This is a genomic window from Trichocoleus sp. ST-U1 (genome assembly GCF_039961835.1).
Lineage (GTDB): Bacteria > Cyanobacteriota > Cyanobacteriia > Cyanobacteriales > FACHB-T130 > FACHB-T130.
This window is the reverse complement of the sequence record NZ_JAMPJZ010000013.1, coordinates 15,548-38,726: the sequence shown is the minus strand read 5'-3', so window position 1 is coordinate 38,726 and position 23,179 is coordinate 15,548. Positions and strand designations below refer to the sequence as shown.

Genomic DNA, 23,179 nt, shown 5'->3' with positions numbered 1-23,179 from the left:
GGAAGTGTCAATCTCTTTTTTTGAGAATGAGTCTTGTTGTAATGTTATGAGAATAATTCTCATTTTAGTATGATATTGCTGCCGATAGTTGAGTTTTGACTGGTAAATGCCATCAGGGGGGATTGTAAAAGTTGGAGAAATCTTGTCTCTTAAGTGTTTAAAAGCAAAATTTCTCAGCAGCAACGGATGCTTTTCATTGGAAAAAGGCAATTTATAAGCAAAATTCAGCAAAATTGTCAATAAATTGTCTTTAGCAAACTGTAGAGCAGTCAGTCGCTGCGGAGAATCTTGAAAGGGTGTCAGGAGTGAGAAATGAAATTTAAAAACCTGTGGAATGCGCTGCTGGTAAGCCCAGCAGTGTTCGGTGCAATGTTGTTAACGGATGCGGGGGCATTCGCAACGGAAACCCCGGCGGTGATGGAAGTTAAGGAGAACGCAATCGAGGATGCGATCGCTCCGACTCTCCCAATCAAGGAGGATCAAGAGGAATCTCAAGCGTTACATCAAAAAAATGAAGAATTGGTATCAAACTCGGTAGCCGTGGCAGCTGCCCCAATTACCACTTCTGAGATGAAGCTGGACGAGACATCTGCTGTCAAGGTAGAAACACCCGCATCAGCGGCGATCGCGCCGAATCAGTCAACAGTGGCGGATTTAGCCCAAATCCCAGCTACCACCCCGACATCAGTAACGGCTGATGCCGACGTTTTAGAACAAATCGATGTTTATACCAATCCAGAGGACACGGATAGTTCTCTGGATAGTTCTCTAGAACAAGTCACGAATGTTTCCCAACTGCAAGACGTAGAACCGACAGATTGGGCGTATGAAGCACTGCGATCGCTTGTCGAACGTTACGGTTGTATTGCAGGATATCCCGATGGCACCTTTCGCGGCAACCGGGCACTCAGCCGGTATGAATTTGCCGCCGGTTTGAATGCTTGTCTGCAACAAATCGAGAAATTGATTGCCGCCAGTTCGGCAGATTTCGTCACCAAAGCGGATTTAACTACATTACAGCGACTGATTGATGAATTTGGCGCGGAATTGGCGACATTGCGGACGCGCGTTGATAATTTAGAAGGTCGCACCGCTTTTCTGGAAAGCCATCAATTTTCCACCACCACCAAACTACAGGGAGAAGCGATCTTTGCGCTGGCAGGGATTTTCAAGGGAGAAGATGCGACTGGCGATGAGATCGACGATGTAGCGATTTTTGGTCATCGTACCCGTCTGAATTTTGAAACCAGCTTCACCGGGAAAGATGTGCTGAGAACGCGACTGCAAGCGGAAGGACTGGGTTCTCTTACCGAACGCACTTTGACACCAGAAGGCAACCTGTTTTTCTCAGGTGATACCGACAGTAATGTTTTCGTGGATGCGTTTCTTTACGCTTTCCCCATCGGTGAGAGAACAGAAGTGGTGGTTGCGGCAAATGCAGGTGCGGCGGATGACTTTACCGATACCGTCAACTTCCTCGACGGTGATGGTACAACTGGGGCACTCTCTACCTTTGGAACGCGCCCGCCGATTTATTACCTAGCAGAAGGTGCTGGAGTTGGACTAAGGCAGCAGTTGGGCGATCGCTTTGAACTCAGCTTAGGCTATTTAGCAGGGGACGCCGCTAACCCGGAAGAAGATGGTGGTTTGTTCAATGGCCCTTATGGTGCCTTGGCACAGCTATTGATCAAGCCAAGCGATCGCTTGAAGCTGGGCTTGACGTACATTCATTCCTACAACAACAATGACACCGGCACTGGTAGCAATCTCGCTAATTTCCAGGGCGGACTTGCCCGCTTCTTCGATACCGATATTGACGGTAGTTCGGTCGGCGGGGGTTTAACTAACTTAGGGTTCAGCACCAATCTCCCCGTGATCAGCAATTCTTATGGGGTAGAGTTATCTTGGCAACTGAGCGATCGCTTTGTTTTGGGTGGCTGGGTTGGCTACACCAACACGCGCAACCTCTCCACTTTAGGCGGACTCATTGAGCGCGGCAAAGTTGACATCTGGAACTGGGCTGTCACCTTAGCCTTCCCAGATTTGGGTAAACAAGGCAACTTGGCTGGCATTATCGTTGGGATGGAGCCGAAAGTCACTAACTCAACCATCGATATCAATCCCGGCGCAGTCGCCGCATTAACCGCAGCAGGCATCCCCACCCCGCCAGTGGGAGACAATGACGATACTTCACTGCACATTGAAGCGTTCTATCAGTATCAATTAACGGACAATATCGCCATCACGCCTGGGGTTATCTGGCTTACTGCCCCTGACCACAATAATCGTAACGATGATATTGTGATCGGTACTATCCGCACCACGTTTACATTCTAGTTAAGAGTCAACCGTCATTGGTCGTTTCTTAATTGTGGATACAACCAGATCTGAGATAGCACTCCTAAAGGATTCGTGAAGACGAGATCCCCGACTTCTTTAAGAAGTCGGGGATCTAAACCCTGGCAGCTCACAACTCTGAAGCGGATTGCGATATGACTAATGACCACTTACCACTGAAAAAAAACCAGCTGATGTGACAGCTGGTTGAACAAAATCTTTATTTTTGTTGTCGTTAATCCGAGGAAATCCAGAGCTGCGCGTTCCCATCCGCCAGCCGTAAGATTTCTTTAATATTTACTGTAACAGGAAATACACATTTTTTGAAAGAAATATTTACATTTTTTTGTAAACTTCTTACCTTAGATAGTTGATTCCTGTTTGAGGACTCCCCCAGATAATGCGCTCCTGCTTATAAATAGCGATCCCCGGTTTAGCGCCCTTGGGTTTGTAGACGTGTTTGGGTTCCGTGTAGACAACTGGCACGCGATCGCTTTGTCTGGCGCGGCTGTAATAGGAAATTAAATCGGCAGCAAATTGCAAATCGGCTTCTTCCGGGACAGAACCCGGAGCGACGCGCAGCAACCCATGACTTCCAGGAATCTCCTGGGTGTGAAACCAGAGGTCGTAGTCTCCAGCCATCCGAAAGGTTAGCTGGTCGTTCTGGCGGTTATTGCGCCCAATCAATAACTCAAAGCCGCTGGGCGTCTGGTAACGATAAGGGTGACTTCCCTCCTCGTCTCTACGATTACGGTTGTCCGGGTCTTCTAGATACCGCTGCTGTATCAGCTCATCGCGGATTTCTAAGAGCGTTTGTAAATCTTCTGGGTCATCGTAAGAATCGAGCTGAGTTAGGGTGGCTTCCACTTGCTCCAAGTAGTCTATTTCCGTTTGCACCTCGTTAAGTAACGGTTCAACGGCTGAGCGAGCGCGTTTCAGCTTCTGATGCCGCTTGTAGAGGGATTGGGCATTTTGGACGGCATTTTTTTCAGGGTCGAGGGGAATTGTGACAGGTTTGTCGGTGTCAAAATCATTGAGGTCAATTGACTTCATCCCTGGTTCCCAGTTCTGAAGGTAAGCCATCAGCAAATCTGCCTGTTGCCGATATTGGTCTGCTTGATCGGATTGCTGCAAGCGTTCCGTAAAAGTAGACGCCTTCAAGCGTAATTTTTCCAGAACGTTGTTGAGTTTCTGGCTCAACTGATGATGAATCTGGTTAAATTCTTGTTGATTGAGCCGATCGGTGTAGTAGCGGTTGAGTAATTCTTGGATTGATTCAGCAGGCTTAACAATGCCCCAGCCCAAGACGTTGTATCCTTCAGGTGTCCAGCCGGGATGAAAAACTGCCCCAGTCTCCTTATGCGTCACGAGTGTCGTAGGCGAGGGGATAGAAGACTGAGAGGATTGGCTTTTCAGAATTGCTTGCAGCCATTCTTGCCATCGGAGAAATAATGCGTCCCAGTCAGATTGTGTGAGGGTATCGGTCGATTGCTCTGGATCTAGACCAGCGGCTTGTACCATTGAGACAACCAGCGCTGGACTCAAACCCCGGTAATTTTTCAGCATCTGACGCCGCAGTGCTGCGGGAATTAAACTCAGCCGTTCTTGCCAGCGTTCTTGAGATTCGCTTAAAGTCGGGATGGTTGCAGTGAGGGCGGGTGGAGATTCGTAGGGCTGTCCGGTCAGGATGGTACGGACGCTAGATTGTTGGGCGTTGACTTGATGGGCGGCGGTGACAATCAGGTTGTCTGCACCTGTAAGGATGACGTTACTGTATTTGCCCATGATTTCAACGTACAAGTGCCAGATAGCCGGATCTCCTGGGCGTTTGGCAAATTGTAAATCGATCACTCGTTCCCAAGGCGCGATCGCTGAAGGTGTATTCGCGTCAGCGCTACTCGCTTCTATCGCCACCAAAGCAAAGCCCCCCAACTGATGCCGCAACTGGTCGCTGAAGGTAAATGTATCTGGCGTGCGGGGGGGTGGATCGCCAATGCAAACACGCGCTGCTTGCGGATGCCAAGAAACGGTTAGCCAACTCCGCCGCTTCAGGGTTCGCAGGGCGATGGAAATTGTAAAGCGATCGCGCTGATAAACTTGTTCCAGCCGCGCCGGTATCCACTCAGCACGCAGCTCAGAACAAGCGGCAGTTAAGGTAGTAAAGTCAACGAGTTGCACGCGCGATCGGTATTTTTTGTAAAGATTTCGAGGAGCGGTCTCTTTCTATCCTCTCAGTTTCAGGCTACTTCCGACAAAAAAACGCACAAAGCTATTTTAAAGGAGCTTTGTGCGTTAATGAGTATCACCCGTTTCTGTTGAGACACATTGGCTTAGACAGATTGGCGACGGCGACGAGTTTTTAAGCCGAGTGCGATCGCGCCCAAGGTCAATCCTAGCGTCGCGCTGGGTTCTGGAACGCTCTGTTGGTTTTTCCAGTCATCGGTCGTCCCAACTTTGATTTGGTAGGCGAGATTGGATTGGGTAGGGATTTTTCCCGTCCAACTCATAATTGAATTCCCTGTAAGGCTGAAACTCCCCGATACATCGCCGATCCGAAGATATTGCACTCCCCCCTTCACATCCTCAAAAATATTGCCATTGGCATCCTTGTACCAGGTTGTGCAATTAGGACTCAAGGTACATGAAACACTAGAAGTTTCAGCGATGGACTTCGTACCCGACGCATCTTTCAGCAATAAGTCTTTGACCGTTATGCTGCTATTCGTGTTATTTGCTCTAGTGCGGACAAAGATATCTGTGACGCCTTGAGTAAATTTCGACGTGTAATCGTAGGCTAAAGTTTTATTTCCGACTTTGTAGGTAACAATCTTTGTGAGTGCGTCGTAAGCCAGAGTGAAAGCATCCACTCTTCCGCTTTGCCAATAATTTGAACTTGTTAATTCCTGTTGTTGCTGCACTGCAAAATTTGTGCTTCCCGTATCATCGTGAAGGTCGAGTTCGTAAGTCGTACTTCCTCCAATCCGACCCTCGGCGACAAATAACAAATCTACATTTAAATCCTTAAACGCTTGGTCGGTTTCTAAATAACTTAAAGAAATTGCTTTTGCGTGGGTGGGAGCCGATAATATCCCTAAAGTGGCAATGAATAATCCGATAAGGGTTTTACGAGTATCCATTTTTTATTCCCTGGTTTTGGCGAGGTGAAGCACGGTATGTCTAGATTAATCTTTACTTTCACCGCTTGCCGTGCTTTGGTTAGCGTTACTTTTTTAAGATAAATTACTCGTGGCAATAACCGCTACTACAACCAGCCTGATTTACGAAATCTTTATCGCCGCAGGTTATATTTTGAATTTAGATAAAAACCCTAAACAAAACTATTTACTTTTGATACTTTAAAAAAATAGCTACTAAATTATCTCCATAAGAATACGGTTATTAATTCCTTAAAAATGCCAAACAAGCAGATTAATTGTAAGTCTACGGATAAGCGATCTATGTAAAATCTCGTAAATAATTGCAACCATCCATCCTCTGGTAGAATTTGATTTTTATGGGCATACAAAGAAATACTTCCCACCCTGTGAACGAAGAGTGATTCCACGGACAATCGTGAAGCGATCGCGTCCCTCAAGCTGTTCCAGTCATGCTGCATATCTATTTCACAACCAGCGCCAAGAGAAATGAATTAAGTTGAATTTGTGCAGTTGAATGTTAACGCAACTGTCAAACCTGCCTCTGCCTTTCGGAATAGATAATAGAGGTAAAAGGGAAAAAAAAGCAGCGATCCCTTAAAAACGCGAGTTTTTGTGGATTTTAGGCTTGTAAGTCAAAAATTTTGTAGATAACATGGGAACTAGACTTAAATAAGCTTTTTAGGCGGTTATGCCGCTAGTTTTTTATGGACATTCAGTTAATCAATATCGGTTTTGGTAACATCGTGTCTGCAAACCGAGTGGTTGCCATTGTCAGTCCAGAATCTGCGCCCATTAAACGGATTATCACCGACGCCAGAGATAGAGGGCAGTTGATTGATGCAACCTATGGGCGTCGCACTCGCGCGGTAATTATTACCGATTCCAGCCACATCATTCTCTCCGCCATTCAGCCTGAAACCGTTGCTCATCGCTTTGTGATTGGCAAAGACGTGAATGCCAGCAACAATTAAGGCAATAGGCATTTTCACGGGTGACAGGAGCATGAAAACTGGCAGGCTGATTGTTTTGACTGGGCCGAGTGGCGTAGGCAAAGGTACTTTGCTGCGATCGCTCTTGCAGCGTCATCCGGAACTGTATTATTCTGTATCCGCGACGACTCGCGCCCCTCGTCCCGGCGAAATTGAAGGAAAACACTATTATTTTGTTAGCCGCAACCAGTTTGAGCAAATGCTGGAAGCTGGTGAATTACTGGAGTGGGCTGAGTTTGCTGGTAACTGTTATGGCACCCTACGACGACAAGTGGGGGAGCAAATCCAGCAGGGTCAGTGGGTGATATTAGAAATTGAACTAGAAGGGGCGCGGCAGATCAGACAAAATTTCCCAAGTGCCCTACAGATTTTTATCCTACCGCCTTCCGTCAGCGAACTAGAAAATCGAATCCGAGGACGCGGGCAAGATTCAGAGGTGGCGATCGCGCGACGGCTTAACCGTGCCGAAGCCGAAATTGCTGCGGCGAGTGAATTCGATATTCAAATCATGAACGACGATCTGGAAAAAGCCCTGAATCGTATCGAAGCCGCTATCTTCACACCGGCAAGCTGTTGAATTTTTTCCCGCTTTAAATCACAAAGGCGATCGCTTTCAGTTGTAAAAGCGATCGCCTTTTTCTATAGCCGGAAAGTTGGAATAAAGATAGAAATTAGAATCAAAAAGTTCCTAACAAACTTCTAAATCCACCTTTAGATGGATATGTAATTCTCGATTCTAGGCAAGTCCGAAAAATCAGTTTGCATCATTGTGTTTAATAACATGCGGAAGGAAAACGACCTTCACAGACTGATTTAAAGGAAAAGAACTACTATGCGCCTTGGATCTCTTAAAGTAATTGGTGGATGTGCCACAACGGTTACGCTACTAGCCCTTGCAGTAGGTTTGTCCGTCCCCAAAAATTTAGCTGAACCTTCTCAAGATGGTAACAAATTTGCTCCCAGAACTGTCGCACCAGAACAAGCGGGAGGTGTTACGGAAGCTCAGACAGCCCGCGAAGCGATAAAAGCTAGGGTTGGTACGGCAAATGCTCTCGGTGCAGGTATCGCTGGCACAGCGACGGATGATGGTCGGGTTTATAACGTCCTGAGTACCGTGAACATTCGCTCTTGTCCCAGTACCAGCTGCCGTATCCTCCGGGTCGCTAGACCCGGAGCTGATGTTCTCAACGATCCTAGCGGAGGTACTCAGCAAGGCAATGGTTATACTTGGATTCGCGTAACTTACGGATTTAATTCTACAAATGCTTGTGATAGCAATCGTGCTCAAGGATGGATGATTATTAATCCTCTCGCTCCTGGAAAGGTTCGCGTAACAAAAGGGCCGTTAAATGTTCGGTCATCGCCATGTTCGGGTCGCATTATTAAAACTTTACCCACTGGCACAACTCTAGACTTCCATCCAGACCAAAATCAATGGAGCAACAAGTGGTATAAAGTTGTTGTTCCTGGGGCGACGCCAGGGCCTTTGGGCTATGTTGATGGTTGGGACTTCGCGGATGTCTACTAATATCGGTTCCAAATAATCATTGCTATTTAATCTAAAAGAAAGAGGGTAAGCAGTTGCTTACCCTCTTTCTTTTAAATAGCAAAGCGAATCGCTAATCGCTTATTCCCAAGCATCTAAATCAAGTGCGCGAGAGCCACCGCGTTCTAGCTGACCTAAAAGGCTTTTGAGTTGCGACCAAACTAACATGCCAATAAATAGAGTGAGTGGCATCGAAGTCCCAAAAGACAGCCATCCAGGAAAGCCAAAAATCTCTAATCCAGCTACTAGAAACAGACAGATTCCGCCACAAATTCCCAAGAATGGCAACTGTAATTGTATCCCTTGCATCTGAGCCAAAGTCCGGGTAGAGCGGTTCTTCGACCATTCCCGCACTTGCTGTTTGAGGGTGGCTTCAAAAGCAAGACCACAGGTTATTCCAGCAAACAAACCGAAAACAAGTAAAAAATACGGCGGATCTGGGAAATAGTACACTAAAAACTCCTAATAGGTAACGGGTAAATGGGCAACGGGGAATCGGTAATGGAATTACCAATTACCGCTATGTGCAACTTTTTCTCAGCCTCTAATTTATCAGGGGTTGGGGCGATCGAAATGTCAAGCAAATTTTGTCAGCTCCCCCAATCCCCCCATGAGATGGAGGGAGAAATACAGAAAGTTGCACACTGCGCCAATTACCAATTACTCATTACCGAGTCCCTAAGACCCAACACTTTATTCTCTCTCCTGCAAGGCAGCAAGTGTGGCAAAAGAAGGTAATAGTGCGGCGACTCCTTCAGTGGAGAGTTCCGTCAAGGCTCCGAGGGCTACATTAAACAACCGTGACGGCTTCAGGTCATCTTTCACTAGATTCCATAGACGTCGCACTTCTTCGGTATGAAGTCGGTCATCTTCTGTCAAAGCGATTAGCACTTGGCGTCGCAGAAATTGTCCTTCTTCAGAGAGGAGAAACTGTAATCCTAGTTGAGCCGTAGGCAATAGATCGAAGTTATCATCTGAGCGAGCGATCGCAATCATGTTCTCTAACCGCTGCCATTGGAATTTGCCGTCTTTGAACAAGACTTCAATTAAACGTCGCCGCATTTCTGGAGATTCGCCAGTCAGCAAACGCCGCGCTACGTAGGGATAGGCAACTTCGACAATTTTGAAATTGGGATTTAAGCTGAGAGCCAATCCCTCTTGTGTCACCAAGGAACGAATAATTAAGGCAAATTTCGCCGGAATTCGGAACGGATAGTCGTACATCAGTTCCGAGAACTTGTCTGTAATTGTCTTAAAGTTAAAGTCTTGTACACTTTCGCCGATGACATCTCCCAGTACGCTTTCTAGGGCTGGAATGATCGGAACAATATCCGTTTCTGGCGTCAAAAAGCCCAACTTAACAAAGTCTTTGGCTAACTCAATATAGTCTTTGTTAATTAGGTGAACGACGGCACTGACGAGGGTTTCTTTGGTATCCTCCTCCATCTGATCCATCATGCCAAAGTCTATATAAGCCATACGACCATCTGGCAGGGCAAACAGGTTACCTGGATGGGGATCAGCATGGAAAAAGCCGTATTCCAATAGCTGTCGTAGACCAGCGGTGACGCCAATCTCGATCAAAGTATCAGTTTCCAAATCGGCTGCTTTAATGCGCTCGGTATCGTTCAGTTTGAAGCCGTCAATCCACTCTAGAGTCAGGACGCGAGTGTTGGTGTAGCGCCAGTAGATGGCTGGGACTTTAACGCTGGGGTCGTCGCGGAAATTAGTGGCAAACTTTTCGGCGTTTCGTCCTTCGTTGAGGTAGTCAATTTCTTCAAATAACTTGTAACCGAATTCATCGACGATCAGAGTCAGGTTATGCCCTAAATTTAGGGGAAGCCAAGGACTCAACCAAGCCGCCATCCATCGCATCAAGTAAAGATCGAGGGTGATGGTTGGTAGCAAGTTGGGGCGTTGTACCTTGACAGCGACTTCTTCGCCGGTGTGAAGACGCGCTCGATAAACTTGACCCAGACTGGCAGCGGCAAGTGGTTCTGGGGATATTTCTCTATATATCTCTTCTACTGAGCGTTCTAGCTCAGTTTCAATGATATTGAATGCGATCGCATTATCAAATGGCGGCAGTTGGTCTTGTAATTTGATGAGTTCTTCTAAAAAGTCTTTCCGCACTAAGTCGGGTCTTGTGGAGAGAGCTTGACCGACTTTAATAAAGGTTGGACCCAGGCGAGTGAGGATTTCCCGCAGTTGAGTGGCGCGTTTCTCTCGATTCTTCCAGTCCTGGTTCAGCCAATCGTCCCACTTTAAGCCAAGAACAAACCCTGCAAATAACCAGATAATTTTGATGGCTCGCCAGAGAACTCGCCAGGGACGATAGCGGAAGTACTGGGCGATCGCTTCGGGATCGTAGCGCCGAGACTGGATGAGGGAGTACCGATTCACGCTTGTGCTTGCCTCTTTTAACCTAACTTAATTCGCCATTAGCGGCTTCTGGGAGTATTCAAGCCACTATTTAACCTAATCAATCGAATAACATTAATTTCCAGGGATTTCGACCGCATTCTTTCGTAACTTTACTCATTGATTTTTACCAGGTTTTTAACGTTTTATTAACTATAGTATACAAAACTACAGACACTTGCGGGGATCGCCCATCTGCTTTAAGAGAGCAAACAGTTCCCTCACCTGCTATTTTTTCTCTGTCAAGGTTCCATGACAAAACTGCTAAAGTCTCCTACCAGCAAAACCAGCAGCGACTAATTATTCTTAAGGAAGAAATTAAAATAATCTTAAGTATATTTTAAATTACGAATAAATAGTGTAATAGAGCCGTGAATCTCCCTCTGAGGAGGTAAGCACAGTAGGGGAGAGACATCGAAAATCTTTAGTGTCTGCCCAGTAGCTCGAAAATGCTGTTTCGAGTCTAGACGCTGGGCAAGGTAGTCAAAGCGCAGCGCCAGTCCGATAGAGAGTTTTATCAGTATCAATTTGGTTTAGGTCAGCATGACGAGTGCTATGGCTTTGCTTTGCCATGAGCGTTTACTGCGCCCGTAGCTGGGATTAAGAACCTATATTGCCGTTATTTTGCGGGGTCATTCATGTTGTTTTCAAAAAATTCAAAGAAAAAAATACTCAAGTTGTTGGGTTTGAGCCTTGTAGTTACAGCTTTGATTGTTAGTCCTTCCCTATCAGGAAATAATTTCCACTTATTTAACGCACCGGCGTTAGAAGTCAGTGTCAACGCTCAGCCTCCGGCTGGAACTGATGCGGCACAGCAGAATCCTGCTTCCCCTGAAGGCGAAGAAAAGGGAAAAAGTGACAAGGCTGAGAGTGCCTCGTCTGAAGGAGAAACGAAAGGAAAGATCGATATTTTCAAAATTGTCATGGGTGTGCTGGCGGGTCTGGTGCTGTTTTTATATGGTGTGACCCGGCTTGCTGAGGGACTCGAAGCGATCGCCGGCGATCGCGCAAAAAATCTCATCGACAAGTTCACCAGCAATCGCTTTGCCGCAGTGGCAACTGGCACGGTGGCAACAACCATATTAGATTCATCGTCGGTCACGATCATCATGACGATCGCGATGGTGAGTGCTGGGTTGTTGACGTTCGTCCAGTCTCTCGGCGTGGTTCTAGGTTCCAACATCGGAACGACCATCGGCGCTGAACTGATCGCTTTTAAGATTAACGAATATGCACCGATAGCCTTGTTCCTTGGTTTCTTGTTGCATTTTTTGGGCAAGACAGACCGCTGGAAGAACATCGGTTTAATTTTATTGGGGATAGGCTTGCTCTTCTTCGGTCTAGACACGATTGACGAGGCGATGAAACCGTTCCGGGACTACCAACCCTTTATTGATTGGATGAAAACCTTAGGGGAAAATCCGCTGCTGGGTGCCTTAGTTGGGGCGCTGTTTACCGTCTTGATTCAATCCTCTTCCGCCACAGTAGCCATTGTCATTACGCTGGCAGCTTCTGGCTTGATCTCATTGCCCGCAGGCATCGCCTTGATGCTGGGTGCGGAAGTTGGCACCTGTGCTGACACGTTGGTAGCGACGATTGGGCGATCGCGCGAAGCTGTGCGGACGGGTGTCTTTCATGTGATTTTCAATGTGATAACCGCAGTCGTGGGGATCTTATTTGCGGCTCAATTAGCAAGCCTTGCCCAGTGGATTTCTGGGGGGGCTGATGTTGCCCGCCAAATTGCCAATGCTCAGGTGATATTCAACGTATTGGGCGTAGTGTTGGTTATCGGGTTTCTACCGTTAATCGCCCGTGGATTGGAAATGCTAATTCCCGGCGGTAAATCGAACCGGCAACTCGCAGGGGAGCCTCAAAGGGAACAAACTAAAGTGTAGAGAGGCAATACTTATCGGTTCTCTCCCCCAACTCCACTGTGACAGGGAAAGGAGATCCTTGTTTTCCGGTTAGGGGAGATTGGGGGAGAGGTCGGGTTGATGCGATCGCAATTGCTTAGGTACCTGAGGTGCTGGACTTAGCTTCTAGGTTTTCCAAGCGGCTTTTGAGTTCCTGGTTTTGCTTCTTGATCAGGTCGAGTTCGTCTCGCAGTTGCTTGATCGCTTGATCCGATCCAACATTTTTTTGCACCCGCTCAACCGCTTCCTCAGCGATGCGACGGACTCGTCCATCGGGGGTTTGGTCGGCAAGACTTCGCAAAATCCCAATCGCTTTGGGAGTCTCCATTTGCCCTAGTGCGATCGCGACTGATACTTGGGTTAAGAAAAATGTCTCTTTGGAGAGTTCTGCAAGTTGTTCGAGAATTCGTTCCAAGTTGACATTATTCTGACCCGTTGAAATGGTTCCCAAAGCGCGAATGGCAGCTAGACGCAACGCTTGGGGAACGCCTTGGGCGGTGTATTCCAGAATCAGATCCAGCGCTTGGGGCGAAGTTTTGAGTTGAGACAAACCAGCGATCGCGCCAGTTCTCACAACCTCATTCCAACCCGCCTTTTCTTTGAGTACTGTTTGCAGCAGCTTCAGCACTTTCTCTTCTTTGGGCTTTTCGTCCAGATTTGCCGCCCCAATTCCGCCAATCGCATTCACGGCTGCGGACTCCACATAGTAGCTAGCGTCGCCGTCTTCTACGAATGGTTTCAGTGCTTTGTAGCTGTCGTGGGTTTTGATCGTTCCCAATGCTTGCACCACTGCACGACGCACTAAGGCTTCTTTATCTTTTAGACCCGCAACTAGACCGTCAAACGCTTGATCGAGTTTAACTTCTGCCAACTGTTTAGCAACTTCCGCCCGAACGCCCCAGAAAGAATCGTTCTTGAGGGCAAAAGAAAGCGCTTTTACGACCTCCAATCCGCCTTTTTTCGCCAACGCCTCAGCCGCGTAGATGCGAGAGACGGGATCGGGATCGGATTGCAGTTGGGCTTTGAGTTCCTGAACTGGATACTCTAAGGACACCGTTTTTAGGAAATTATTCCCGATGTCAAAGCTAATAAAATCTGGTTTCTCTTCAAGGGGGAAGTAAAAGCTTTGTTCCCGTTCGTGAACCCTGACTGCGAAAGTCTTGAAATTGACGGTGGAGGATTGTTCAGACGAGGAATCTCGCGTCTCTACATTATTCTCGCTGGGGGAATTTCCTGGGACATAGCCAAAGGCGATGGGAATTTTTAGGTCAAATAAATCGCTACGGCTGCCATTTGTATCGCTGGTGGCTTGAGTTTGAGTAACGGTAACTTTAGCCAACTTGCTATCAGTATCCCAGGAATAAGCAACTTTGAAATCTGGATGACCGCCGCGATAAACGTACTGATCAAATAAAAATAGGAGGTTGCGACCCGTCGCTTTTTCAATTGCCCGTAGCAGGTCAACAGTTTCAACTGTTTTATGGGCGTTGTCCTGAACAAAGGTGTGGATGGCTTTAAAAAATAGCTCGTCTCCCAACTCCGCCCGAATCATGTGATAGACACAAGCACCTTTTTCATAGAGGTGGCGGTCATACAGTTCAATCGCCTCGCGGTAGACGTGAGTGACAATCGGGCGACGGTAACGGCTGCTGTCTTCTACAAGGTAGCTACGAGCTTCATTGAGCAGGTAATAGGCTGCGTCTTGCGAACCGTACTCTTGTTGCGTCCATAGCACTTCTGAGTAAGAAGCCATCCCTTCTTTAATCCAAGCATGAGACCAGTGCTTGATGACGACTAAATCTCCAAACCACTGGTGGGCGAGTTCGTGAGCGACTAAGCTTTCTGTGGTGCGATTATCTAAAGATGCCCGTTTATCCAGCAAGCAGCGGTCGGTTAGCAGCGTGGTGGAGGTGTTCTCCATTCCACCGAAGATGAAGTCATCGACGCACACTTGGGCGTATTTGGGATAGGGGTAGGGATAACCAAATTTTTCACTGAAAAATTCAATCATTTCCGGCGTTTTGCCCATACTACGGCGGGCATCTTCTTCTCTGCCCTTCTCCACATAGTAGGTGACAGGCTTGTCGTTCCATTCATCTTGAATTTCGGCAAAGTCACCCACTGCGAGCGTCATCAGGTAGGTGGGATGAACTTGCTCTTGCAACCAGTGATAAGTTTTGTAGTGGTTATCTTCCTCGGTTTTGATGAGCAATCCGTTGGAGATGGCGACTAGGAGTTTGGGAACTTTGACCCGAATTTCTGAAGTGGCTAACTGTCCGGGATAGTCAAAGCAGGGGAACCAGAAGCGGGAATCCTCATCTTCTCCCTGCGTCCAAACTTGAACGGGTTTATCGGGATAGTGTTTGTTGGGGGAAATAAAGTAGATACCGCGCTGGGGTTTCTCCACCGAGTAGGCGATCGCTATCTCGATCGTTTTTCCCACCTGAGTGGGTGTCTGCATCTGGATGTGCAGTTGTTCGCCATCATAGTCAAAGCTTTGCGGTATTTCGTCAACCTGCACTGACTGAATATTTAGGTTGACGGCATCTAAGGTTAAACGGTCAATCCCACTCCGCACCGGCAGTAAGGTAATGGCGCAAGTACCTCCGACGGTTTGATTAGGAATATCCAGGGCTAAATCCAGGAAAATATGCTCGACTTGTCCGGGTCGATCTGGGTTGTAGTGGGGACGGGCACCGGGCAGTTCAAAGGATTTGTGACCGTTATTTTCTGAATCGAAATAAGTCTGCAACTTCATGGTGAGATTGACCTGTAAGACTCCGAAGTATAGCCGAGAATCAGGGCTAAGGAGGTTATTTCTTTAGGTTAACGCCTTCAGACTGCGTGGACTTCTCTTCTAAGCACGGCGACGCGCGGGGTATCCAAATTTGTAGCGAACACCCAGATGCTTTGTTACTTCAGCCGCGATGATTTTCAAGCTTCACTTAGCGTTGTGTCTACTTGCGCTCTCAAAAAAGTGCTGGCTTGAAGGGCGTGTTTATGCCCATTGGTGTCAACTTGAGAAAAAGCAGAGCGAGAAAGGGTGGGATCGCAGATTCTATCCAAGCGCAAATGCTATATCTCTGCTCTTTTAATCAATCTTTAAATGGTATTTATACTTAGCTTTACCCAGCCTAATGCTCAAGCTTAATCTCGGCACCGTACATTTACTTAAGTACATTTACTGATGAATTTCATATCAACCAAGCTTGAGCCGATTGGTGAGGAAAGCAATATGTGGCGCGTTTTTAAGCTAGCTTTATTAACAACAGCAGCTTTGGCAGTTTTTCCAGTGGGTGAAGCAGCAGCAGCAACTTTGACGGGTGCCCCTCCAATTGTGATTGGACATCGGGGCGCTAGCGGCTACCGTCCCGAACATACGTTAGCAGCCTATGAACTGGCAATTGAGATGGGCGCTGATTTTATTGAACCTGACTTAGTTTCGACAAAAGACGGCGTTCTAATTGCTCGCCATGAAAATGAAATTTCTGGAACGACAGACGTTGCAAATCGCCTAGAATTTGCTAACCGCAAGACAACCAAAACAATTGATGGAAAACCAGTCACCGGATGGTTTACCGAAGATTTTACCTTGGCTGAAATCAAGACTCTCCGGGCGAAAGAGCGTATCCCTGAATTGCGCCCCGGATCGGTTAAATATGATGGTTTGTATGAAATTCCGACTTTGCAAGAAGTTATCGACCTAGCCAAGAAAAAGAGTGCCGAAAAAGGTCGCACGATTGGTATTTATCCGGAAACGAAGCATCCGACCTACTTTGATTCCATCGGATTATCGTTAGAGGAACCTTTGGTAAAAATCCTCAGCGAGAACGGTTACACCGATGCGGATGATGCGGTTTTCATTCAATCCTTTGAAGTTGCAAACTTGAAATTTCTCAAAACACTGACGAATTTGCCGCTGGTTCAGTTGTTTGATGCAAGTACCGCCAAGCCGTATGATTTTGTTGTCAGTGGTGATTCTCGCACCTATGGCGATCTCATAACTTCTTCAGGATTGAATGCGATCGCGCAATATGCAAGCGGAATTGGCCCTTGGAAACGCCTGATTATTCCATCTGAGACGGTCGATAAAAATGGCGATGGTCAACCTGACGATCTCAATGGAGATGGGGTGATTAGCGATGCTGACAAGCCATTGTTACAACCCACATCCCTAATTAGTGACGCCCATGCGGCAGGTTTGCTGGTTCATGCCTACACTTTCCGCAGTGAAGACTTCTTCCTCGCTCCAGACTACAACGGTAACCCAGAGCTGGAGTACGAACAATTCTTTAAATTAGGGATTGATGGCGTCTTTAGCGACTTCCCAGATACCGCTGTTGCAGTTCGCAACCGGATTGCTGGCGATCCCAGCAAAGACGTTCCCGAACCCACAACCTTACTGGCGTTTGGTATTCTCCCAATCGCAGAAATTTTGCGCCGTCGCCAAAATAAATTCAAAAAGGCTTGATTGAGTAGCCGTCTTACACTCGCGCTACTCAGATCACTTTCCTCTATTAGCTTTCCTCTGTAGATGCTGAGCTAAACATCGCCGAACGCATCTATCCGAACACATCTATCCGAACGCACCGATAAAGTCCGCTTCAGCGGGCTTTTTTTATGGCTATTGAGTAATTAGACGGTAAACCCTAGTCACAAGGATCGCGAGATACTTTTGAGTTTCACCAGCAGCATTTAGCGATCGCGTAATTACTCAAGACGCAAGCCATTATCGGACAAGTTACTGGATAATCTTAACGGGAATGTGTACCGAGAGCGATCGCGTTTTCTTTCCCCTGCACCACTGGACACTCCCTATCAGTCTGGGCTAAGACTGTAAGCTGCACTCAATCAACATCTTCTTTCAGCTATGCGCCCTCAACTCGGAATCTTTGCGCTTATCGCTTTCCTAGCTACCATTTCAGCGCCTTTGAACGCGCCTTCCATAACACAGGTGTTAGCACAAACTTCAGAATCCCGCAAAGTAGAAGCTGAACGCCTTTTAGAGCAAGGTATTCAGCAGATTGATAACCGTCAACTTGACAAAGCCTTACAGTCGATACAACAGGCATTGACAATTTATCGAGAACTCAAAGATCGTCAGGGAGAGGGAACCGCTCTAGCAAACCTGGCAAGTATTTACTATTGGGTGCAACAGTACTCTCAATCAATTGATTTCCAACAGCAAAGTTTAGCGATCGCGCGAGAGATTGCAGATCGTCCCTTAGAAGCGAAGAATCTAAGACAATTGGGAAGTACGTACTCGGCGCTGGGACAACATCCCCAAGCAATCGAGTATCTGCAACAAAGTTTAACTCTTGCACGGGGAATTAAAAATCCTAAAAGTGAAGCAGCCGCTCTTGGTATGCTGGCTCTTGCTTATCAACAAATAGGAGACTATCAGAAAGCGATCGATTCTTGGCAACAAGCACTCCCTATTTTTCAGCAACTCAAAGAACGTAGGGCTGAAGGAGCTGCTCTTACATCTATCGGAAGTTACTATCAGTTGCTGGACAACTACCCTGAAGCTCGAAAGTTCTTCCAACAAGGTTTAGTCATTGCCCAAGAACTGAAAGATCGCTCTAGCCAACAGGTAATTCTTGCACTTCTGGGTCATGTTCATGAATCCCTCGCTGAATACTCCCAATCTATTGATAAATATCAACAAAGTTTAGTTATGGCGCGGGAAATGGGGGAATCGGCAATTGAAGTAGAAATTTTGAATAATTTGGGCGGGATTTATGCCAATCTATCAAGATATCAGGAAGCAATTGAATATTATCAGCAAAGCTTAACTATTGCCAAAAAAATTAACGCTCGTCAATCAGAAGCGGGTATTCTGTCTAATTTAGGCACTGTATATAAAAATTTGAACGATTCTCCCCAAGCAATTCGCTATTATCAGCAGAGTTTAGCAATTACCGATGAACCCAATAATCAACAAAGTGCCTTAGAAGTTCGAGAAAAACGGAAATTATATGCCCAAACAATCCTAAACTTAGGAAACATTTATCAAGAAAGTGGCACAACAGATAAAGCAAAAGAATTTTATCAGCAAAGCTTGAAAATAGCCCAAGAAATCAACGATCGGGATTTGCAAGCAGATATCTTAAATTTTTGGGGAATTCTCTCCTATCAAAATCTGGGAGACTACCGGCAAGCCAGTGAATATTATCAACAAAGCTTAGCCTTAGCCAAACAAAATAATAATAAACGCGGGGAAGCAAAAGCGATAGGCAATTTGGGACTCGTTTATAATTCTATGGGCGAGTACGATAAAGCGATTAATTACTTTCAGCAGGATCTCGCAATTTCTCGTGAAATTAAAAATAAACGAGGGGAAGCTATCGCCTTAAACAATTTAGGGCTAACTTTTATGCGTGCGGGTAAGCTATCGGAAGCCGAAACATATTTAAAAAATGGAATCGAAGTATTAGAATCCGTCCGAACCGGATTAGGTAGAAATGATGCTAATAAAGTATCGCTTTTTGAAGATCAAGTCAGCACTTATCGCAATTTGCAACAAGTTTTACTTGCTCAAAATAAAATAGAAGCTGCATTGGAAATTGCTGAACGGGGGAGAGCAAGAGCCTTTGTTGAGCTATTAGCTTCGCGGTTATCTGAAGCATCCGTTCAAGCTACGCTTACCTCACCGAATATCAACAAAATCAAAGAGATTGCCAAGCTTCAGAACGCTACCTTGGTTGAATATTCTATTGTCTACGAAGACATAGATGCCATAGGAAAAAGCTCGCAATCCCAAACATCTGAAATTTATATTTGGGTAGTTAAACCAACCGGCGAAATTGCCTTTCGTAAAGTCAACCTTAAGTCTTTGCGACAGCAAAAAAAGAGTTCTTTGGAAGAGCTTGTTGTCAGCAGCCGCGAATCGATTGGTGTTAGAGGCCGTGGTTTAGGTGTAGAGGCTAAAGTTCCTGGAAGTCAAGCAAAACAAGGTTTTAAGGAACTTCACGAACTACTCATTAAACCCATTGCTGACCTGCTCCCAAAAGACCCAAATGCTCGTGTTATCTTTATTCCACAAAGCGAACTGTTTCTAGTTCCTTTCCCAGCATTGCAAGATGCTTCTGGCAAATACTTAATCGAACAACATACTATCCTCACGGCACCTTCAATTCAGGTACTGGATTTAACAAATCAGCAACAACAGCTTGTAGGAACGCGAAGTTCTACTTCTGTACCAAATCAAGATGTATTGATAGTTGGAAATCCCACAATGCCAAGTGTTCCTGAAAAAATTGGCGATCCGCCAACTCAGTTACCAAGCTTACCGGGTGCAGAACGAGAAGCTTTAGCGATCGCGCCTCTGTTTAAGACTAAAGCTTTCACCGGCTCTGAGGCAACGAAAGCAGCGATTCTGCAACAAATACCTACAGCACGAATCATTCATCTCGCAACGCATGGCTTACTAGATGATATTCGAGGGTTGGGAAGTGCGATCGCGTTGGCTCCATCTGGCAACGATAACGGCTTACTCACCGCTGAAGAAATTCTAGACTTGAGATTCAATGCCGAATTAGTTGTCCTGAGTGCTTGCGACACAGGTAGAGGCAGAATCACTGGTGATGGTGTGATCGGCTTATCTCGCAGCTTAATGAGTGCGGGTGTACCCAGTGTAATTGTGTCCCTCTGGCAAGTGCCAGACGCTCCTACAGCCTCATTGATGACAGAATTTTATCAAAATCTTCAAAAAACGCCCGATAAAGCCGCCGCCCTGCGAAGCGCTATGCTAAGCACCATGAAGCAACATCCAAATCCTAAAGACTGGGGGGCATTCACTTTAATTGGAGAAGCAGAATAATTAAAAATTGAAGAATTTCCAGAAGTTGCACATTGGACGGATGATAGTGTCGCGCAAAGACGCTAAGAAAAACTTTGCATCTTTGCGCGAAACGAAAAAGAAAATCTTTCTTAATGTTGAATTTTTAATTCTGCTTCACCTTGGCAATTACCGTGCGGTGACGATGAGTATTGCGGCTGATTGTCGGCGTAGTGAAACCGGAATCTACTAGCGCTTGTTCAATATTTAACGCAAAATACTCATCTAAATAAGGCTCGGTACTCTTGAGCAATGTCAAGATGTAGGGCGGCATTTTGGTATAAATCTCAGATTGAGGATTCATATCCATAATTGCCAAACAGCCACCGGGACGCAGTACGCGCCGCACTTCTCGGAAAATCTGCATAGTTGCTGACTGAGGCAACTCGTGGCACATCAAAAAGATAGAAACCAAATCGAACGAGGCATCTGGCAAACCTGTAGATTCAGCAGCAGCATGAACCCAGGAAATCGGTTTTTGGCGCTGTTGGGATTGGTACTGGGCAACTGCTAGAAAATAGGGCGACAGATCCAAACCCGTCAGCTTTGCTTGGGGATAAACATCTTGGAGGGCAAACGTACTCATTCCCACACTGCACCCCAAATCTAAAATATCTTGTGGTTGAGTAGCGATTTCGTTTTTGAGAATATCAAGATAACTCTGGCGCAGTCGGGCATCTCCTTGCGCCCCCGCATCAGGCCAAATTCCAGCGTGAACGGCATAAGCCGCAACTTCTACTTCCCAAGCGGCTTCCCAGCTTAAGTTACCACTTTCGTAAGCATGGAACGATCGCAGGTAATATTCTGGGTAAGTCAGTTGGGGGTTTTGTACTTGAGCCAGATGACTTTCCCAGTCGTATTGTGAAAACGTCTGTACTTGCTTTCTCCAAGGCACTCCAATCTTCTCGGCGCGTTTGATCATCATAGAACGCGCTTGCTGCTTGGCTAGATTGGCTAATGGCTTAATCGCTAGCAATCCGTTTACCAAGCGTGAAGATAATCCGAGTTCAGTATTTACTGTGGCAGTCATAAAGTAATAAGTAATGGGTAATGGGTAATAGGTAATGGGTAATAGTAAGTAACAAATGACCTTATGACCAATTACCAATCCTGAATAAAGATGTCTCAGTAGGATGAGCTTTTATCCCACCAAAACTTGAAGGGTGGGCAATGCCCACCCTTCAAGAATATTACCAATTACTCATTCCCCGCGACTTCCTATTTGCCCGTTTTAGGCTTGAGTGCAAGTAACACCTCAACTTGACCCGTTGATGCGTCTGGTTGAGTCACGGTCAAACCAATACCATGCATGGAATTCAGAATTGCAGTGGTTTCAGGCGTGATGGAACTCTTTTGGGCTGGAGGTAGCTGGCGATTCACCAAAGACATGGTTTTGTCCATGTCAAGGTAAAAATAGCCTGCGTTTGGCTTCTGCAAAGACCCCGTGACCGTTTTAAAAGATGTGCTATTGTCCAAAGGCTGGCTGGGCTTGTTTGCCATGACATCGGCGATGGGGCCACCAATCGCCACATACATCGTGTTTTCATCTATCCAACCATGCCCTAAGAAAGCGCCTTGTTGCGGGATTTGCCATTCTGTGACGGTTTTACCCTGAATTTTTCTAGGCGCTACGGCGATTGAATTTCCCTTAGCGATCGCATCCAGTTTGTTGAAGGTGGCTTCAGCCGTTTTGCGATCGCTGGTTTGAAATACCAAAGCTCCACCAAATCCAACGGGTGCTAAGATTCCCTTGGTCGATGGAATCGCCGCGAAAGCAAATTCCCCATCCATCCATCCGAAGATATCTTTATCTAGGTCAAGATTGACGAGTCTGAGTTGCTGTCTTGCCATGTCAAACCCCTGCTGGGCTTGGGGATCGGCTTTGGATTGTTCGACAACCGTTGCCCAAGTTTGGCTGATTCCATTTCCAGCGATGAGGGCAATTGTCTCAGCCGGAAGTTGAGACGCGACTTTGCCAGGAGAAGCCTTGTACTGAACTTTCATTACCGAGGGATCTACCTTTGCGATCGCCTTCATCCTCACACCGGCATTATCAATCCCAACACCCATCACCACCGACTGCACAGCCTTTAACTGCTTTAGGGTTTCTGGAGGAAGCGGGGGCGTATTCGGATTATTTGCCAGTGCTTGCTGCACCGTCCCCGCATAATCGGGGATATAGAATTGAGCGATGGAGTTTTGTACGTCTACACCCTTAGTCAGAAGGCTGGCTGCACCTGCTTTGCTAGCAAATGAAGGTTGTCCTTTAAAGGTATCAATGGCGAGTTGCACTGCTTCTTTTTCATCGGACATCACTAAATGACTGTCTAACAAAGCCGTGTAGGTTTTGCCACTTTTATCTGTGGTTTCCTCTATTTTGATGCCTTTGTAATCTATTTGTTTGGTTCCAGCTTTCTTGGCTTTCAGCTTATTTGCAAAACTTAAAGCACTTACTTTGTCTTTGACGCCAACCACCATCAACATCCGGACTTCCGGTGACGATTTTGGGGGTGTCGCTTGTGCCGGTTTTACAGTCGGTGATGGCAGAACAGCAAACATCACGCTACCCAGCCAAGGCTTAACATCTTTTTCATAATTGATGTTGGATTCAGTCAACATCTCTTTGTTGAAATCCTTCAGCCCTTTATCAACCAATTTTTGGGCTTCCGGAGTCCCAAACTGTTGCAATTGCGCCCAGTTTTTCGGATCGGTGGAGACAAAACCCGCCATTAATGCTTCATCCGGCACCACTTTGGCACTTGCAAGAGGGCTGGTCGCATCGCTAAAAGAACCCTTCAAGTAAAGATAAGTACCGATGCCTCCGGCTACTACAACGGCAGTGCCAACAATAATAGGAACTATACGATTTGGTCTTCTTTCAGACATTTAAATTTTTCCTTAGATTATTACTGCTTGTGATTGTTATCGATACATCCACAAATGGCATTGTGGATTTTGCGGATTTAGCGGGAATC

Annotated in this window: 14 protein-coding genes; 7 read left to right on the top strand and 7 right to left on the bottom strand. The window is 46.4% G+C overall.

The window, feature by feature from the left end:
* The first annotated feature begins 312 nt into the window (after positions 1-312).
* Positions 313-2,337 carry an iron uptake porin gene (locus NDA06_RS07470; RefSeq protein WP_190438512.1) on the top strand — a complete coding sequence of 675 codons (2,025 nt, stop codon included), beginning with the start codon at positions 313-315 and terminating at the stop codon, positions 2,335-2,337.
* A gap of 357 nt (positions 2,338-2,694) precedes the next feature.
* Here the strand turns inward: NDA06_RS07470 and NDA06_RS07465 are convergent, their stop codons facing one another.
* Positions 2,695-4,515 carry an NFACT RNA binding domain-containing protein gene (locus NDA06_RS07465; protein ID WP_190985206.1) on the bottom strand — a complete coding sequence of 607 codons (1,821 nt, stop codon included), beginning with the start codon at positions 4,513-4,515 and terminating at the stop codon, positions 2,695-2,697.
* 152 nt (positions 4,516-4,667) lie between these two features.
* On the bottom strand, positions 4,668-5,474 hold the full coding sequence (locus tag NDA06_RS07460) for a PEP-CTERM sorting domain-containing protein (RefSeq protein WP_190985205.1): 807 nt from the start codon (positions 5,472-5,474) through the stop codon (positions 4,668-4,670).
* A 725-nt stretch (positions 5,475-6,199) separates the two neighbouring features.
* Here NDA06_RS07460 and NDA06_RS07455 point away from each other — a divergent pair.
* The 3 genes from NDA06_RS07455 (at position 6,200) to NDA06_RS07445 (ending at position 8,012) form a co-directional block, all read left to right on the top strand.
* On the top strand, positions 6,200-6,466 hold the full coding sequence (locus NDA06_RS07455) for a DUF370 domain-containing protein (protein ID WP_190413898.1): 267 nt from the start codon (positions 6,200-6,202) through the stop codon (positions 6,464-6,466).
* Positions 6,467-6,497: 31 nt separating this feature from the next.
* Positions 6,498-7,061 (top strand): guanylate kinase, encoded by a 564-nt coding sequence (gene gmk / locus NDA06_RS07450; protein WP_190985223.1) that lies wholly within the window; start codon positions 6,498-6,500, stop codon positions 7,059-7,061.
* Positions 7,062-7,316: 255 nt separating this feature from the next.
* On the top strand, positions 7,317-8,012 hold the full coding sequence (locus NDA06_RS07445) for an SH3 domain-containing protein (protein WP_190985204.1): 696 nt from the start codon (positions 7,317-7,319) through the stop codon (positions 8,010-8,012).
* A gap of 99 nt (positions 8,013-8,111) precedes the next feature.
* Here NDA06_RS07445 and NDA06_RS07440 read toward each other — a convergent pair whose 3' ends face one another.
* Positions 8,112-8,483 (bottom strand): hypothetical protein, encoded by a 372-nt coding sequence (locus NDA06_RS07440; RefSeq protein ID WP_190413901.1) that lies wholly within the window; start codon positions 8,481-8,483, stop codon positions 8,112-8,114.
* A gap of 240 nt (positions 8,484-8,723) precedes the next feature.
* Positions 8,724-10,433, bottom strand: coding sequence for an AarF/UbiB family protein (locus tag NDA06_RS07435; RefSeq protein WP_190413903.1), 1,710 nt, complete (start codon positions 10,431-10,433; stop codon positions 8,724-8,726).
* 656 nt (positions 10,434-11,089) lie between these two features.
* Between NDA06_RS07435 and NDA06_RS07430 the strand changes: the two genes are divergently transcribed.
* The gene (locus tag NDA06_RS07430) at positions 11,090-12,346 is read left to right on the top strand and encodes a Na/Pi symporter (RefSeq protein WP_190668275.1); all 1,257 of its coding nucleotides are present in this window, start codon (positions 11,090-11,092) and stop codon (positions 12,344-12,346) included.
* Positions 12,347-12,461: 115 nt separating this feature from the next.
* On the opposite strand, the gene NDA06_RS07425 is transcribed toward NDA06_RS07430, so the two are convergent.
* Entirely contained in the window at positions 12,462-15,122 is a 2,661-nt protein-coding gene (locus NDA06_RS07425; RefSeq protein ID WP_190985203.1) for a M1 family metallopeptidase, read from the bottom strand.
* A gap of 477 nt (positions 15,123-15,599) precedes the next feature.
* Here NDA06_RS07425 and NDA06_RS07420 point away from each other — a divergent pair, with 477 nt between their 5' ends.
* Both NDA06_RS07420 and NDA06_RS07415 read left to right on the top strand, forming a co-directional pair.
* Positions 15,600-16,835 carry a glycerophosphodiester phosphodiesterase gene (locus NDA06_RS07420; RefSeq protein ID WP_190985222.1) on the top strand — a complete coding sequence of 412 codons (1,236 nt, stop codon included), beginning with the start codon at positions 15,600-15,602 and terminating at the stop codon, positions 16,833-16,835.
* A 459-nt stretch (positions 16,836-17,294) separates the two neighbouring features.
* On the top strand, positions 17,295-20,186 hold the full coding sequence (locus tag NDA06_RS07415; protein ID WP_348251700.1) for a tetratricopeptide repeat protein: 2,892 nt from the start codon (positions 17,295-17,297) through the stop codon (positions 20,184-20,186).
* 124 nt (positions 20,187-20,310) lie between these two features.
* Here NDA06_RS07415 and NDA06_RS07410 read toward each other — a convergent pair whose 3' ends face one another.
* Together NDA06_RS07410 and NDA06_RS07405 are read right to left on the bottom strand one after the other, a co-directional pair.
* Positions 20,311-21,234, bottom strand: coding sequence for a class I SAM-dependent methyltransferase (locus NDA06_RS07410; protein WP_190688226.1), 924 nt, complete (start codon positions 21,232-21,234; stop codon positions 20,311-20,313).
* 188 nt (positions 21,235-21,422) lie between these two features.
* A complete protein-coding gene (locus tag NDA06_RS07405; RefSeq protein ID WP_190985201.1) occupies positions 21,423-23,090 on the bottom strand; it encodes a DUF3352 domain-containing protein in 1,668 nt (555 codons plus the stop codon).
* Between the last annotated feature and the right edge of the window lie 89 nt (positions 23,091-23,179).